The sequence below is a fragment of the Pseudomonas sp. PKS genome, from assembly GCF_051913525.1.
Lineage (GTDB): Bacteria > Pseudomonadota > Gammaproteobacteria > Pseudomonadales > Pseudomonadaceae > Aquipseudomonas > Aquipseudomonas guariconensis_D.
Map to the genome: position 1 here is coordinate 121,002 of NZ_JBEGDO010000008.1, position 15,549 is coordinate 136,550.

At 64.4% G+C, this 15,549-nt stretch carries 14 protein-coding genes; all 14 read left to right on the top strand.

Annotated features, from left to right (window positions below; all coding sequences use genetic code 11):
* Positions 1–4: 4 nt before the first annotated feature.
* The 14 genes from mraZ to ftsA are packed head-to-tail and all read left to right on the top strand — an operon-like array spanning position 5 to position 15,508.
* Positions 5–460 (top strand): division/cell wall cluster transcriptional repressor MraZ, encoded by a 456-nt coding sequence (gene mraZ, locus ABOA88_RS11035; protein WP_011535546.1) that lies wholly within the window; start codon positions 5–7, stop codon positions 458–460.
* Entirely contained in the window at positions 457–1,404 is a 948-nt protein-coding gene (gene rsmH, locus ABOA88_RS11040) for a 16S rRNA (cytosine(1402)-N(4))-methyltransferase RsmH (RefSeq protein ID WP_437437091.1), read from the top strand. The genes mraZ and rsmH overlap by 4 nt, the downstream gene beginning before the upstream one ends.
* Positions 1,401–1,694, top strand: coding sequence for a cell division protein FtsL (ftsL, locus tag ABOA88_RS11045; RefSeq protein ID WP_043207496.1), 294 nt, complete (start codon positions 1,401–1,403; stop codon positions 1,692–1,694). Before rsmH ends, ftsL begins: the two co-directional genes overlap by 4 nt.
* The gene (locus tag ABOA88_RS11050; RefSeq protein ID WP_167358096.1) at positions 1,694–3,424 is read left to right on the top strand and encodes a peptidoglycan D,D-transpeptidase FtsI family protein; all 1,731 of its coding nucleotides are present in this window, start codon (positions 1,694–1,696) and stop codon (positions 3,422–3,424) included. Before ftsL ends, ABOA88_RS11050 begins: the two co-directional genes overlap by 1 nt.
* Complete coding sequence (locus tag ABOA88_RS11055) at positions 3,424–4,887, top strand: UDP-N-acetylmuramoyl-L-alanyl-D-glutamate--2,6-diaminopimelate ligase (RefSeq protein WP_196170348.1); 1,464 nt, start codon at positions 3,424–3,426, stop codon at positions 4,885–4,887. Before ABOA88_RS11050 ends, ABOA88_RS11055 begins: the two co-directional genes overlap by 1 nt.
* A complete protein-coding gene (locus tag ABOA88_RS11060; protein WP_196170349.1) occupies positions 4,880–6,247 on the top strand; it encodes a UDP-N-acetylmuramoyl-tripeptide--D-alanyl-D-alanine ligase in 1,368 nt (455 codons plus the stop codon). The genes ABOA88_RS11055 and ABOA88_RS11060 overlap by 8 nt, the downstream gene beginning before the upstream one ends.
* A complete protein-coding gene (mraY, locus tag ABOA88_RS11065; protein ID WP_070092343.1) occupies positions 6,247–7,329 on the top strand; it encodes a phospho-N-acetylmuramoyl-pentapeptide-transferase in 1,083 nt (360 codons plus the stop codon). Before ABOA88_RS11060 ends, mraY begins: the two co-directional genes overlap by 1 nt.
* 6 nt (positions 7,330–7,335) lie before the next feature.
* Positions 7,336–8,682 (top strand): UDP-N-acetylmuramoyl-L-alanine--D-glutamate ligase, encoded by a 1,347-nt coding sequence (gene murD / locus ABOA88_RS11070; RefSeq protein WP_196170350.1) that lies wholly within the window; start codon positions 7,336–7,338, stop codon positions 8,680–8,682.
* Positions 8,679–9,893: a putative lipid II flippase FtsW gene (ftsW, locus tag ABOA88_RS11075; protein ID WP_043207508.1), complete on the top strand. Its 1,215-nt coding sequence runs from the start codon at positions 8,679–8,681 to the stop codon at positions 9,891–9,893. The genes murD and ftsW overlap by 4 nt, the downstream gene beginning before the upstream one ends.
* Positions 9,883–10,962, top strand: a complete 1,080-nt coding sequence (gene murG / locus ABOA88_RS11080; RefSeq protein ID WP_367851564.1) for an undecaprenyldiphospho-muramoylpentapeptide beta-N-acetylglucosaminyltransferase — start codon at positions 9,883–9,885, stop codon at positions 10,960–10,962. Before ftsW ends, murG begins: the two co-directional genes overlap by 11 nt.
* Positions 10,955–12,409, top strand: coding sequence for a UDP-N-acetylmuramate--L-alanine ligase (murC, locus tag ABOA88_RS11085; protein ID WP_102081629.1), 1,455 nt, complete (start codon positions 10,955–10,957; stop codon positions 12,407–12,409). The genes murG and murC overlap by 8 nt, the downstream gene beginning before the upstream one ends.
* On the top strand, positions 12,406–13,362 hold the full coding sequence (locus ABOA88_RS11090; protein WP_070576174.1) for a D-alanine--D-alanine ligase: 957 nt from the start codon (positions 12,406–12,408) through the stop codon (positions 13,360–13,362). The genes murC and ABOA88_RS11090 overlap by 4 nt, the downstream gene beginning before the upstream one ends.
* A gap of 5 nt (positions 13,363–13,367) precedes the next feature.
* Positions 13,368–14,237 (top strand): cell division protein FtsQ/DivIB, encoded by an 870-nt coding sequence (locus ABOA88_RS11095; RefSeq protein WP_043207518.1) that lies wholly within the window; start codon positions 13,368–13,370, stop codon positions 14,235–14,237.
* Between the two features lie 14 nt (positions 14,238–14,251).
* Complete coding sequence (gene ftsA, locus ABOA88_RS11100; RefSeq protein WP_070092349.1) at positions 14,252–15,508, top strand: cell division protein FtsA; 1,257 nt, start codon at positions 14,252–14,254, stop codon at positions 15,506–15,508.
* Positions 15,509–15,549: the final 41 nt, after the last annotated feature.

A 15,549-nucleotide genomic window follows, 5' to 3' on the forward strand; every position in this document is an offset into this window, starting at 1 on the left:
AGCCGTGTTCCGCGGAGCCAACGCCGTCAGCCTCGATGCAAAGGGCCGACTCGCCATGCCGAGTCGGTACCGTGACGAGCTCGATTCGCGTTGCAATGGTCAATTGATCGTGACCATTGACGCAGTAGACCCCTGCTTGTGTGTTTATCCCCTCGATGAGTGGGAACAGATCGAAGCCAAGTTGCGTGCCTTGCCGTCGTTGCGTGAGGAAAACCGCCGCCTGCAGCGTTTGCTGATCGGCAATGCGGTGGACCTGGAGCTCGATGGCAGTGGTCGTTTCCTGGTGCCGCCCCGCCTGCGCGAATACGCCAAGCTCGACAAGAAGGCGATGCTGGTGGGGCAACTGAACAAATTCCAGCTGTGGGATGAGGATGCCTGGAACGCGGTTTCGGCAGCCGACCTTGCAGCTATTCAACAACCGGGCGCCATGCCCGATGATTTGCGTGACCTGATCCTGTGACGATAGATAGCGGCTTCAACCACATCACCGTGCTGCTCGACGAGGCTGTCGAGGCATTGGCCCTGCGCGCCGACGGTTGCTATCTGGATGGCACCTTCGGCCGGGGTGGGCACAGCCGCCTTATTCTCAGCAAGCTCGGGCCGCAAGGACGGTTGCTGGGGTTCGACAAAGATCCACAAGCGATTGCGACGGGGCAAGCGCTGGCGGCCGAAGACGGCCGCTTTGTCATTGTGCAGCGCAGCTTTGCCGAGATGGGCGATGAAGTCGCGCAGCGTGGTCTCGATGGCAAGGTCAGCGGCATTCTGCTGGACTTGGGCGTCTCCTCGCCGCAATTGGATGACCCCGAGCGTGGCTTCAGTTTCCTCAATGACGGCCCGTTGGACATGCGCATGAATCCCGACCAAGGCATCAGCGCCGCCGAGTTCATCGCCACCGCACCCGAAGAGGAAATCGCCCGTGTCTTCAAGGAGTACGGCGAGGAGCGTTTCGCCAAGCGCATGGCGCGCGCCGTGGTGCAGCGCCGCGAGCAGCAGCCGTTCACCCGTACGGGTGATCTTGCCGAAGTACTCAAGGTCGCCAACCCCGCTTGGGAAAAGGGCAAGAATCCCGCCACCCGCGCCTTCCAGGGACTGCGTATTCACGTCAACAACGAACTGGGCGATCTCGAGGCCGGCCTTGAGGCTGCAATCGAGGCGCTGGAAGTCGGTGGCCGGCTAGCGGTGATCAGCTTCCATTCGCTCGAGGACCGCATCGTCAAGCTGTTCATGCGCAAGCTGGCCAAGGGCGAGGCAGACAACTTGCCGCGCAATCTGCCGGTGCAGCACAAGGTCTTCGAACCCCGGATCCGCCTGATCGGCAAGGCGCAGTTCGCCTCCGATGCAGAGCTTCAGGCCAACCCGCGCGCACGCAGTGCCGTGATGCGGGTGGCGGAGAAGCTGCGGTGAGCCGGCTGTTTGCCAAACCTTTGCCAGGTGGAAGCTTCCTGATGCTTCTGCTGTTTATCGGTGTGCTGGTGTCGGCGATCGCCGTGTCCTACAGCGCCCACTGGAACCGCCAGTTGCTCAACACCCTCTATGGCGAGCTTAACGAGCGCGACAAGGCCCAGGCTGAGTGGGGGCGGTTGATCCTCGAGCAAAGCACCTGGACTGCCCACAGCCGTATCGAAAACCTGGCCAGCGAGCAACTGAAAATGCGCGTCCCGGCCGCTGACGAAGTGCGGATGGTGGCGCCATGATGAAGCTCGAAGGCGCACTCTACCCCTGGCGCTTCCGGGTAGTGATCGCTTTGCTGGCGCTGATGGTCGGCGCCATCGCCTGGCGCATCATCGACCTGCAGGTGATCGACCGTGACTTCCTCAAGGGCCAGGGCGATGCCCGCAGCCTGCGTCATATCCCTATTCCCGCACACCGCGGCCTGATTACCGACCGCAACGGCGAGCCGCTGGCCGTCAGTACGCCGGTCACCACCCTGTGGGCCAACCCCAAGGAAATGCAGGTCGCCCGTGATCGCTGGCCGCAGCTGGCTGCCGCACTCGGGCAGAACGCTCAACAGCTGACCGAGCGCCTGACCCAGCAAGCCAACAAAGAATTCATTTACCTGGTCCGCGGCCTGACGCCGGAGCAGGGCCAGCAGGTGCTCGACCTCAAGGTGCCGGGCGTCTACGGCATGGAAGAGTTCCGCCGCTTCTATCCGGCGGGCGATGTCACCGCGCACATGGTGGGCTTCACCGACCTGGATGATCACGGTCGCGAAGGGGTCGAACTGGCCTATGACGAGTGGCTCGCCGGGGTGCCTGGCAAGCGCCAGGTGATCAAGGATCGGCGCGGTCGGCTGATCAAGGACATCCAGGTCACCAAGAACGCCAAGGCCGGAAAGACCTTGGCGTTGTCCATCGATCTGCGTCTGCAGTACCTGGCCACTCGCGAGTTGCGCAATGCCATCGCCGAGCAGGAAGCCAAGGCCGGCAGCCTGGTGATCATGGACGTCAAGACCGGCGAGGTCCTGGCGATGGTCAACCAGCCGACCTACAACCCGAACAACCGCCGCAGCATGTTCCCCGCGGCCATGCGCAACCGGGCGATCATCGACGTGTTCGAGCCGGGTTCCACCGTCAAGCCGATCTCTATGAGTGCGGCCCTGCAGAGCGGCCGCTGGAAACCCACCGACAAGGTCGAGGTGTATCCGGGCAGCCTGCAGATCGGCCGCTACACCATCAAGGACGTGTCCAAGAGCGAGGGCCCGATCCTCGACCTGACGGGCATCCTGATCAACTCCAGTAACGTCGGCATGAGCAAGATTGCCTTCGACATCGGTGGCGAGGCGATCTATCGGGTCATGTCCCAAGTCGGCCTGGGCCAGTACACCGGCCTGGGCTTCCCGGGCGAGCGTGTCGGCAATCTGCCCAACCATCGCGAATGGCGAAAAGCCGAGACCGCCACGCTGTCCTACGGCTATGGCGTTTCGGTGACGGCCCTGCAGTTGGTGCATGCCTACGCGGCGATTGCCAACGACGGCAAGATGGTGCCGCTGTCGATTCTCAAGGTCGACAAAGCGCCGGAGGCCGTACAGGCGATTCCGGCCGACACCGCCGAAACCGTCCAGGCCATGTTGCAGCAGGTCATCGAAGCCCCGCGTGGGGTGTTCCGTGCCCAGGTGCCGTTCTATCACGTGGGTGGCAAGTCCGGTACCGCGCGTAAGGCCACTGTCGGCTCCAAGGGCTACACCGAAAACGCCTACCGTTCGCTGTTCGCAGGCTTCGGTCCGATGAGCGACCCGCGCTACGCCATCGTGGTGGTCATCGATGAGCCGAGCAAAGGTGGCTATTTCGGCGGCCTGGTCTCGGCGCCTGTATTCAGCAAGGTGATGTCGGGCACCCTGCGCCTGATGAACGTTCCGCCAGACAACCTGCCGCCACCCGCGACCCAGCAGGCCAGCGCAGTACCCGCCAATGGAGGGCGTGGTTGATGACAATGCCATTGAGCAAGCTTTTCGCCCATGCCAGCCGCGATCCACTAATCCGCGAGCTGACGCTCGACAGTCGCCAGGTGCGACCGGGCGATCTGTTCCTGGCTGTTCCCGGGGCAAAGGTCGACGGCCGCGAGCACATCGCCGATGCCCTGGCCCGTGGTGCCGCCGCCGTGGCCTATGAAGAGCAGGGCGCGAGCGTTCTGCCGATCACTGAGGCGCCGCTGATTCCGGTGCGCGGCCTGATTGGCCAGTTGTCGGAAATCGCCGGGCGCTTCTATGGCGAACCGAGCCGTCAGCTGGACCTGGTGGGTGTCACCGGCACCAACGGCAAGACCAGCGTTACCCAGCTGGTGGCCCAGGCCCTCGATGCCCTGGGGCAGCGTTGCGGGCTGATCGGTACCTTGGGCACCGGCTTCTATGGCGAGCTGCGCAGCGGCCGCCTGACCACACCTGACCCGATCGCCGTGCAGGCGACCCTGAACGACCTCAAGCATGGCGGCGCCAAGGCCGTGGCCATGGAAGTGTCGTCGCACGCCCTGGAGCAAGGCCGTGTCGCGGCACTGGCATTCGACATCGCGGTGATGACCAACCTGTCCCGCGATCACCTGGATTACCACGGCAGCATGGAGGCCTACGAGGCCGCCAAGGCCAAGCTGTTCGCCTGGCCGGACCTGCGTTGCCGCGTGGTCAACCTGGACGATGAATTCGGTCGTCGCCTGGCCCAGAGCCACGGCGAGTCCCGTCTGATCAGCTACAGCCTGCTGGATCCGGCCGCCACGCTGTTCTGCAAGCAAGCCCGCTTCGATGACGACGGCGTGCGTGCGGTGCTGGTGACCCCGCAGGGCGAGCACGCGCTGCGCAGTCGTCTGCTGGGCCGCTTCAACCTGAGCAACATGCTCGCTGCGGTGGCCACCCTGCTCGCGCTGGACTACCCGTTGGATGAAATCCTCAAGGTCACCCCGCAACTGCAGGGCCCCATCGGGCGCATGCAGCGCCTGGGGGGAGGCGAGAAGCCGCTGGTGGTGGTCGATTACGCCCACACGCCCGATGCGCTGGAAAAAGTCCTCGAAGCCCTGCGCCCGCATGCCCATGGTCGACTGCTGTGCCTGTTTGGCTGCGGTGGCGATCGTGATCGCGGCAAGCGTCCGTTGATGGCGGAAGTGGCCGAGCGCCTGGCTGACCGCGTGCTGGTCACTGACGACAATCCGCGCACCGAAGACCCGCAGCGGATCTTCGATGATATTCGCCCTGGTTTCGCCAAGCCTGCCGACGTCGAATTCGTCGCCGGTCGAGGCGATGCCATCGCACATCTGATCGCCACCGCTGCCGCCAACGATGTCATCGTCCTCGCTGGCAAAGGGCATGAGGATTATCAGGAGATCAATGGCGAACGCCACGACTTCTCCGACCTGGTCGAAGCCGAGAAGGCACTTGCAGCCTGGGAGGCTCCACATGCTTAAGCCCATGACACTCAGCCAGCTGGTCGCGCCGCTCGCGGGACGCCATGTCGGTGCCGACGCGAGCTTCAGCGGCGTCAGCATCGACAGCCGCACCGTGGGGGCCGGGCAGTTGTTCGTCGCCCTGGCCGGGCCGCGCTTCGATGGTCACGACTACTTGGCCGACGTCCAGGCCAAGGGCGCCGTGGCAGCGCTGGTGGAGCGCGAAGTGGAAGGCGTCGACTTGCCACAGCTGGTGGTTGCCGACAGCCGGCTGGCCTTGGGTCGGCTCGGCGCCCTGAACCGCGCTGCCTTCGACAAGCCGGTCGCGGCCATCACCGGTTCCAGCGGCAAGACCACGGTCAAGGAGCTGCTGGCCAGCATCCTGCGCACGCGTGGCTTGGTACTGGCCACGCGGGGCAACCTGAACAACGACCTCGGCGCACCGCTGACCTTGCTGGAAATTTCCCCGGAGCACAGTGCTGCGGTGATCGAGCTGGGCGCCTCGCGCATCGGTGAGATCCGTTATACCGTCGGCCTGACCCAGCCTCAGGTGGTCATCATCAACAACGCCGGGACCGCCCACGTTGGCGAGTTCGGCGGCCCCGAGAAGATCGTCGAGGCCAAGGGCGAGATCCTCGAAGGACTGGGCGAGGGCGGCACGGCCATCCTTAATCTGGCCGACAAAGCCTTCGAGATCTGGCGCAAGCGCGCCGGTCAGCACCGCATCCTCAGTTTTGCACTGGACAATCCACAGGCTGATTTCCATGCCGGTGACATCGGGCGCGACGTTCGTGGCTGCCCGTCCTTTACCCTGAACGGGCCACAAGGCTCGGTGAAGGTGCAACTGAACCTGCTGGGCACCCACAACGTCAGCAATGCGCTGGCCGCCGCCGCCGCTGCCCATGCCCTGGGCGTGAGCCTGGAGGGTATTGCCGCCGGGTTGGAGGCAGTCCAGCCGGTCAAGGGCCGGACCGTTGCCCAGATCGCCGCAAACGGCGTGCGTGTGATCGACGACAGCTACAACGCAAATCCCACCTCGATGTGCGCTGCCATTGATATACTCGCCGGCTTTTCCGGACGCACCGTCCTGGTGCTCGGGGATATCGGCGAACTGGGGCAATGGGCAGAAGAAGGCCACCGTCAGGTGGGTGACTACGCCCGCGGCAAGGTCGACGCCCTGTATGCGGTGGGTACCAACATGGCCCACGCGGTCGCGGCGTACGGCGCCAATGGCCGCCATTTCGCTACCCAGGCTGAGCTGATCGATGCCGTTCGCGCCGAGACTGCCAGTGACACCACTATCTTGATCAAGGGCTCGCGCAGCGCTGCGATGGAAAACGTCGTGGCGGCCTTGTGCGGTCCCAGCGGGGAGAAACATTAATGCTGCTGCTGTTGGCCGAGTATCTGCAACAGTTCTACAAGGGCTTCGCGGTCTTCCAGTACCTGTCCCTGCGCGGGATCCTGGGTGTGTTGACCGCGCTGTCCCTGGCGCTGTGGCTTGGGCCGTGGATGATCCGCACCCTGCAGATCCGCCAGATCGGTCAGGCTGTCCGTAACGACGGCCCGCAATCGCACCTGTCCAAGTCCGGCACCCCCACCATGGGCGGCGCCCTGATCCTGTCCGCCATCGGCATCAGCACGCTGCTGTGGGCAGACCTGACCAACCGCTACGTCTGGGTCGTACTGATCGTGACCATGCTGTTCGGCGCCATCGGCTGGGTCGACGACTATCGCAAGGTGATCGAGAAGAACTCCCGTGGCCTGCCGAGCCGCTGGAAGTACTTCTGGCAATCGGTGTTCGGTCTGGGCGCGGCAGTGTTCCTGTACATGACCGCACCGACCAGCGTCGAGACCACCCTGATCGTGCCGATGCTCAAGGACCTCACCATTCCGCTGGGCGCGTTCTTCATCGTGCTGACCTATTTCGTCATCGTCGGTTCGAGCAACGCGGTCAACCTGACCGACGGCCTCGATGGCCTGGCGATCATGCCAACCGTGATGGTCGGCGGTGCCTTGGGCATCTTCTGCTACCTGTCCGGCAACGTTAAGTTCGCCGAATACCTGCTGATCCCTTACGTACCGGGTGCCGGTGAACTGATCGTGTTCTGCGGCGCGCTGATCGGTGCCGGCCTGGGCTTCCTGTGGTTCAACACCTACCCGGCCCAGGTCTTCATGGGTGACGTCGGCGCGCTGGCGTTGGGCGCTGCGTTGGGCACCATCGCCGTCATCGTTCGCCAGGAAATCGTCCTGTTCATCATGGGCGGTGTGTTCGTCATGGAGACCCTGTCGGTGGTGATCCAGGTGGCCTCCTTCAAGTTGACCGGCAAGCGGGTGTTCCGCATGGCGCCGATCCACCACCACTTTGAACTCAAGGGTTGGCCCGAGCCGCGGGTGATCGTCCGATTCTGGATCATCACCGTAATTCTGGTGCTGATCGGCCTTGCCACCCTGAAACTGAGGTAGATGAGCGTGTCACTGATCGCTTCCGACCAATTCCGCATCGTTGTCGGCCTCGGCAAGAGCGGCATGTCCCTGGTTCGCTTCCTGGCGAGCCGGGGCATTGCCTTTGCGGTCGCCGATACCCGCGAGCAGCCGCCGGAACTGGACACCCTGCGTCGTGAATACCCGCAGGTGGAAGTGCGCTGTGGCGAGCTGGACGTGGACTTCCTGTGCCGCGCCAACGAACTCTACGTCAGCCCTGGGCTGGCCCTGGCCACCCCGGCGCTGCAGCAGGCCGCAGCCCGCGGCGTGACGCTGTCCGGCGACATCGAGCTATTCGCGCGGTATGCCAAGGCGCCCATCGTGGCGATCAGCGGCTCCAACGCCAAGAGCACCGTGACCACCCTGGTCGGGGAGATGGCTGCAAAGGCTGGCAAGCGTGTGGCAGTGGGCGGCAACCTGGGTACGCCGGCACTGGACCTGCTGGATGACACGGTGGAACTGTATGTTCTGGAGCTTTCCAGCTTCCAGCTGGAGACCACCGACCAGCTCAACGCTGAAGTGGCCACTGTGCTGAACATCAGCGAAGACCACATGGACCGCTACAGCGGCCTGCCGGCCTATCACTTGGCCAAGCACCGGATCTTCCGTGGCGCTCGCCAAGTCGTGGTCAACCGCCAGGATGCCCTGAGCCGACCGTTGCCAGTCGAGGGTCGCCCGTGCTGGACCTTTGGCTTGAACGTTCCAGACTTCAAGGCCTTCGGCCTGCGTGAAGTGGACGGCGAGAAGTACTTGGCCTTCGAATTCCAGACCCTCATGCCGGTGCGTGAGCTGAAGATCCGCGGTGCCCACAATCAGAGCAACGCCCTGGCCGCCCTGGCCCTGGGTCATGCCGTGGGCCTGCCGTTCGCGCCGATGCTCGACGCGCTGCGTGAATTCACCGGGCTCGCCCACCGCTGCCAATGGGTGCGTGAGCGCAACGGCGTCAACTGGTACGACGACTCCAAGGCCACCAACGTTGGCGCTGCCCTGGCGGCCATCGAAGGCCTGGGGGCGGATATCGACGGCAAACTGGTGCTCATCGCCGGGGGCGACGGCAAGGGGGCGGACTTCTCGGCATTGCGTGAGCCGGTGGCGCGTTTCTGCCGCGCTGTGGTCCTGCTGGGGCGTGATGCCGAGCGTTTGGCCCAGTCGCTGGGCGAGGGCGTGCACCAGGTTCGGGTCAAGACCCTGGACGAAGCCGTGCAGCAATGCGCCGAGCTGGCCGAGCCTGGCGATGCCGTGCTCTTGTCGCCGGCTTGCGCCAGCCTCGACATGTTCAAGAACTTCGAAGAACGCGGACGTCTGTTCGCCCGGGCAGTGGAGGGGCTGGCATGATCTTCGGCATCCTCAAGCCTTATCCATCGCCGCTGATCAGCGGCCGCGGCATCGACCTGGACTTCGCCTTCCTCGCCGGTTGCCTGGCGCTGCTGGGCCTGGGCCTGGTGATGATCACCTCGGCCTCCTCGGAAGTGGCCGCAGTGCAGTCGGGCAACCCGCTGTATCACATGTTCCGTCATCTGGTGTACGTGGCCCTGGGCCTGGTCGCCTGTGGCGCGACCATGATGGTGCCGATCGCCACCTGGCAGCGCATGGGCTTCATGATGCTGGTCGGTGCCTTCGGTCTGCTGTTTTTGGTGTTGGTGCCAGGCATTGGCCGTGAAGTGAACGGTTCCATGCGCTGGATCGGCTTCAGCTTCTTCAACGTCCAGCCCTCTGAGATTGCCAAGGTCTTCGTGGTCATTTACCTGGCCGGCTACCTGGTGCGCCGGCAGCAGGAGGTGCGCGAGAGCTGGATGGGCTTCTTCAAACCCTTCATCGTCCTGCTGCCGATGGCCGGCCTGCTGCTGATGGAGCCAGACTTCGGCGCCACCGTTGTGATGATGGGCGCAGCCGCAGCCATGCTGTTCCTCGGCGGGGTGGGGTTGTTCCGCTTCAGCTTGATGGTGGTGCTGGCGGTGGTGGCGGTGTTCATTCTGGTCCAGGCCCAGCCCTACCGGATGGCGCGCCTGATCACCTTCACCGACCCCTGGGCCGACCAGTTCGGTTCCGGCTACCAGCTGACCCAGGCACTGATTGCCTTCGGGCGTGGCGAATGGCTGGGTGTGGGCCTGGGCAACAGCGTGCAGAAGCAGTTCTACCTGCCTGAAGCGCACACCGACTTCGTGTTCTCGGTCCTGGCCGAGGAACTGGGCGTGGTCGGCTCGCTGTGCACCGTGGCGCTGTTCGTCTTCGTCACCGTGCGGGCCCTGTACATCGGCCTGTGGGCGGAAAAAGCCAAGCAGTTCTTTGCCGCCTACATGGCGTTCGGCCTGGCGTTCCTGTGGATCGGCCAGTTCCTGATCAACATTGGCGTGAACGTCGGCCTGCTGCCGACCAAAGGCCTGACCCTGCCGTTCCTCAGCTACGGTGGCAGTTCGCTGGTGATCTGCTGTGCCTGCGTGGGATTGTTGTTGCGCATCGAATGGGAAAGCCGGACGCACCTGGGCAGCGAGGAGCACGAATTCAAGGAAAGCGATTTTGCCGAGGAGACCTACCATGGCCGCTGACGGCAAGAACGTTCTGATCATGGCCGGTGGCACCGGGGGGCATGTCTTCCCGGCCCTGGCCTGCGCCCGTGAATTCCAGGCCCGTGGCTACAGTGTGCATTGGCTGGGCACCCCGCGCGGCATAGAGAACGAACTCGTGCCCCAGGCAGGTCTGCCCCTGCACCTGATCCAGGTCAGCGGCCTGCGCGGCAAAGGCAAGCTTTCGCTGCTCAAGGCGCCGTTCACGCTGGTCAAGGCAGTGCTCCAGGCACGGCGCATCATCCGTCAGCTCAAGCCCGTCTGTGTGCTGGGCTTTGGCGGCTACGTGACCGGCCCGGGCGGTGTCGCCGCGCGGCTGTGTGGCGTGCCGCTGGTCATCCATGAGCAGAATGCCCGCGCCGGTACCGCCAATCGGCTGCTGGTGCCGCTGTCTGCACGAGTCTGCGAAGCTTTCCCGGACACCTTCCAGGCCAGCGGCAAGCGCCGCACCACCGGCAATCCGGTGCGTCCGGAGCTGTTCCTTAAGGCGCAACGCGCCCCATTGGCCGAGCGCCGCGCACGCCTGTTGGTGCTCGGTGGCAGCCTGGGTGCGGAACCATTGAACAAATTGCTGCCTAAGGCCCTGTCGGAAGTGCCTGCGAGCCTGCGCCCCGAGGTATTCCATCAGGCTGGCAAGCAGCACGCGCCGATCACCGCCGAGCGTTATCGCGAGGCCGGGGTCGAGGCTCAGGTAGAGCCCTTCATCAAGGACATGGCCCATGCCTATGGCTGGGCTGACATGGTGGTATGCCGGGCGGGTGCCCTGACCGTCAGCGAACTGGCTGCGGCAGGCCTGCCCTCGGTGCTGGTGCCCTTGCCCCACGCCATCGATGACCACCAGACCCACAACGCCCAATACCTGGCTCGTGAAGGCGCTGCCTTCCTGATGCCACAAGCGACAACTGGCGCAGCGCAGCTCGCTGAACGCCTGAACGAGGTGCTGATGCAACCCGAGAAACTCAACACCATGGCCAGCACCGCACGGCGCCTGGCCAAACCTGCCGCAACCAGCACCGTGGTCGATATCTGCCTGGAGGTGGCCCATGGTTGAGAGCCAGAAAGCCATGCCCCAGCCGAAAATGGGCCGTATCCGTCGCATCCACTTCGTCGGTGTCGGCGGCGTGGGCATGTGCGGCATCGCCGAAGTGCTGCTGAACCTGGGTTACCAGGTGTCCGGTTCGGACCTCAAGGCGTCCCCGGTCACCGAGCGCCTGGAGTCGTTCGGCGCCGAGATCTTCGTCGGCCACCGTGCCGAGAACGCCGCCAACGCTGATGTGCTGGTGGTGTCCAGCGCCATCAATCCGGCCAACCCGGAAGTCGCCACCGCCCTCGAGCGGCGCATTCCTGTGGTGCCGCGCGCCGAGATGCTCGCCGAGCTGATGCGCTACCGTCACGGCATCGCCGTGGCCGGTACCCATGGCAAGACCACCACCACCAGCCTGCTGGCATCGGTGTTCGCCGCAGGCGGCCTGGACCCGACCTTCGTCATCGGTGGGCGCCTGACCGCAGCCGGCACCAACGCCCAGCTCGGCACCAGCCGCTACCTGATCGCCGAGGCCGATGAGAGCGACGCCAGCTTCCTGCATCTGCAGCCGATGGTTGCGGTCGTCACCAACATCGACGCCGACCACATGGCCACCTACGAAGGTGACTTCAACAAACTGAAGAAAACCTTCGTCGAGTTTCTGCACAACCTGCCGTTCTACGGTCTGGCCGTGATGTGCCTGGACGATCCGGTGGTGCGCGAGATCCTACCGCAGGTCAAGCGTCCGACCGTGACCTACGGCTTCAGCGAAGAAGCTGATGTGCGCGCCATCAACGTTCGCCAGGAAGGCATGCAGACCCACTTCACCGTGCTGCGCCGCGACTGCGAGCCGCTGGAGGTTTCGGTCAACATGCCGGGCAACCACAACGTGCTCAATGCACTGGCCACCATTGCCATCGCCACCGACGAAGGCATCAGCGACGACGCCATCGTCCAGGGCCTGTCCGGCTTCCAGGGCGTGGGCCGGCGTTTCCAGGTGTACGGCGAGCTGCCGGTCGAAGGCGGCAGCGTGATGCTGGTCGACGACTACGGTCACCACCCGACCGAAGTGGCTGCGGTAATCAAGGCCGTGCGTGGCGGTTGGCCGAGCCGGCGTCTGGTGATGGTCTATCAGCCGCACCGCTACAGCCGCACCCGCGATCTGTACGACGACTTCGTACAGGTACTGGCCGATGCCAACGTATTGCTCCTGATGGAGGTCTACCCGGCCGGCGAGGAGCCGATCCCAGGTGCCGACAGCCGTCAGCTGTGCCATAGCATCCGTCAGCGCGGGCAACTGGACCCGATCTACATCGAACGGGGTGTCGACCTTGCGCCGCTGGTCAAGCCATTGCTGCGAGCTGGCGACATCCTGCTGTGCCAAGGCGCCGGTGACATCGGCGGCCTGGCCCCGCAACTGATCAAGAGCCCGCTGTTCGCTGGCGCCGTTGCCAGCCAGGAGAAGTCGAAATGAGCAGCGCCTACGACAAATTGCACTCGACCCTCGATGTAAAAGCCTTCGGTCGCGTCGCTGTGCTGTACGGCGGCAAGAGTGCCGAGCGCGAGGTGTCGCTCAAGTCCGGCAAGGCGGTGCTCGAAGCGCTGACCAGTGCCGGTGTCGACGTGGTCGGCATCGATGTGGGCGATGACCTGCTGGCACGCCTGCAGAGCGAGAAGATCGACCGCGCCTTCATCATCCTCCACGGCCGTGGGGGCGAGGATGGCAGCATGCAGGGCCTGCTGGAGTGCCTGGACATTCCTTACACCGGCAGCGGCATCCTGGCGTCTGCGCTGGCGATGGACAAACTGCGTACCAAGCAGGTCTGGCAGAGCCTGGGTATTCCGACCCCGCGCCATGCCGTGCTGGGCAGCGAGCACGATTGTGTCGAGGCCGGTAAGGAACTGGGCTTCCCGTTGATCGTCAAACCGGCCCATGAAGGTTCCAGTATCGGCATGGCCAAGGTGAACAACGAGCAGGAGCTGGTCGCTGCCTGGCGCGATGCCGCCCGTTACGACTCCCAGGTGCTGGTCGAGCAGTGGATCCATGGTCCGGAGTTCACCGTGGCCGTGCTGCGTGGTCAGGTGCTGCCGCCGATCGCCTTGGGCACGCCGCACGTGTTCTACGACTATGACGCCAAGTACCTGGCCAACGATACCCAGTACCGCATTCCGTGCGGCCTGGACAACGCCAAGGAACAGGAACTGATCGAACTGACCGCACGCGCCTGCGATGCCATTGGCATCGAAGGCTGGGGGCGGCTGGACGTGATGCAGGACGAGCAGGGCCGGTTCTGGCTGCTCGAAGTCAACACCGCACCCGGCATGACCGACCATAGCCTGGTGCCCATGGCGGCCCGCGCGGCCGGTCTGGACTTCCAGCAACTGGTGCTGGCGATCCTGGCCGAAAGCGTAGCGACGCGAGGTTAAGAGCCATGCACGGCGCGATGATACGTCAGCAGCAACCCGTTACCGGCCGTAGCAAGCCGGTGCCGCGTGGTGCCAGCCGACTGGTGGCCGACGAGCCCGTATCGGCGCGCCTGCCGCGGCCCAGCCTGGGTGGTCTCAAACGCTTGCTGTGGCCGGTACTGCTGGTCGCTGCAGGCTTCGGTGCCTACGAAGGCGCCGTGCGTCTGATGCCGTATGCGGACCGGCCGATCACCAAGATCGCCGTGCAGGGCGACCTGAGCTACATCAGCCAGCAGGCGGTGCAGCAGCGGATCGCGCCGTATGTGGCCGCAAGCTTCTTCAGTGTCGACCTCACGGCGATGCGTCTGGAGCTCGAACAGATGCCATGGATCGCCCATGCCGAAGTCCGCCGGGTATGGCCGGACGAGGTGGTGATCCGTCTGGAAGAACAGTTGCCGGTGGCGCGCTGGGGCGACGAAGCCTTGCTCAACAACCAGGGCCAGGCCTTCACCCCGCGTGAGCTGGCCAACTACGAGCACCTGCCGCAGCTGTTCGGGCCGCAGCGCGCTCAGCAACAAGTCATGCAGCAGTATCAGGTATTGAGCCAGATGCTGCGCCCCCTGGGCTTTTCCATCGCTCGCCTGGAGCTGCGCGAGCGAGGCAGTTGGTTCCTCACCACCGGCGCGGGCAGCGCCGGCCCCGGGATCGAGCTGCTGCTGGGGCGCGACCATCTGGTGGAGAAGATGCGCCGTTTCATTGCCATTTACGACAAGACACTCAAAGAGCAGATCACCAACATCGCCCGCGTTGATCTGCGGTACGCCAACGGGCTTGCCGTTGGCTGGCGGGAACCGATTGCACCGACGACGGCCCAACCCGCCGTTGCGAAGAATTAGAGAGAGGCAGGACCATGGCAAACGCGCATAGCGGCAAAATGATCGTCGGGCTGGACATCGGCACCTCCAAGGTGGTGGCGCTGGTGGGTGAAGTGGCCGCTGACGGCACACTGGAAATCGTGGGCATCGGTACCCATCCCTCCCGCGGTCTGAAAAAGGGCGTGGTGGTGAACATCGAGTCCACCGTGCAGTCGATCCAGCGCGCGGTGGAAGAAGCGCAGCTGATGGCCGGCTGCCGCATCCACTCGGCGTTCGTCGGCGTCGCCGGTAATCACATTCGCAGCCTGAACTCCCACGGCATCGTCGCGATTCGCGATCGCGAAGTCAGCACCGCTGACCTCGAGCGCGTACTGGACGCCGCCCAGGCCGTGGCCATTCCGGCAGACCAGCGGGTGCTGCACACCCTGCCGCAGGACTACGTGATCGACAACCAGGAAGGCGTGCGCGAGCCCCTGGGCATGTCCGGCGTGCGTCTGGAAGCCAAGGTCCACGTTGTCACCTGCGCGGTCAACGCCGCCCAGAACATCGAAAAGTGCGTGCGCCGCTGTGGCCTGGAAATCGACGACATCATCCTCGAGCAACTGGCGTCGGCCTATTCGGTGCTGACCGATGACGAGAAGGAACTGGGCGTGTGCCTGGTGGACATCGGTGGTGGCACCACCGACATCGCCATCTTCACCGAAGGTGCCATCCGCCACACCGCGGTGATCCCGATCGCGGGCGACCAGGTGACCAACGATATCGCCATGGCCCTGCGTACCCCGACCCAGTACGCCGAGGAAATCAAGATCCGCTACGCCTGCGCCTTGGCCAAGCTGGCCGGCGCGGGCGAGACCATCAAGGTGCCGAGCGTGGGCGACCGCCCACCGCGCGAGCTGTCGCGCCAGGCCTTGGCCGAGGTGGTGGAGCCCCGTTACGACGAGCTCTTCACCTTGATCCAGGCCGAGCTTCGTCGCAGCGGCTACGAGGACCTGGTGCCGGCCGGCATCGTCCTGACCGGCGGCACCGCCAAGATGGAAGGCGCTGTGGAACTGGCCGAGGAAATCTTCCACATGCCGGTGCGCCTTGGCGTGCCGCATAGCGTTCGGGGGCTGAGCGATGTGGTGCGCAACCCGATCTATTCCACCGGCGTGGGCTTGCTCACCTACGGCCTGCAAAAGCAGACCGAGGACCTGCCTCTGACCGGCAACAGCAGCAACAACAGCTATGGCGATGAACCGAAGGCTCCGGTGCTTGAACGATTCAAGCGTTGGGTCCAGGGCAACTTCTAAGTTTCAAAGCAGTAGTGGTAGGCGCAAAAACTAGAGAACAG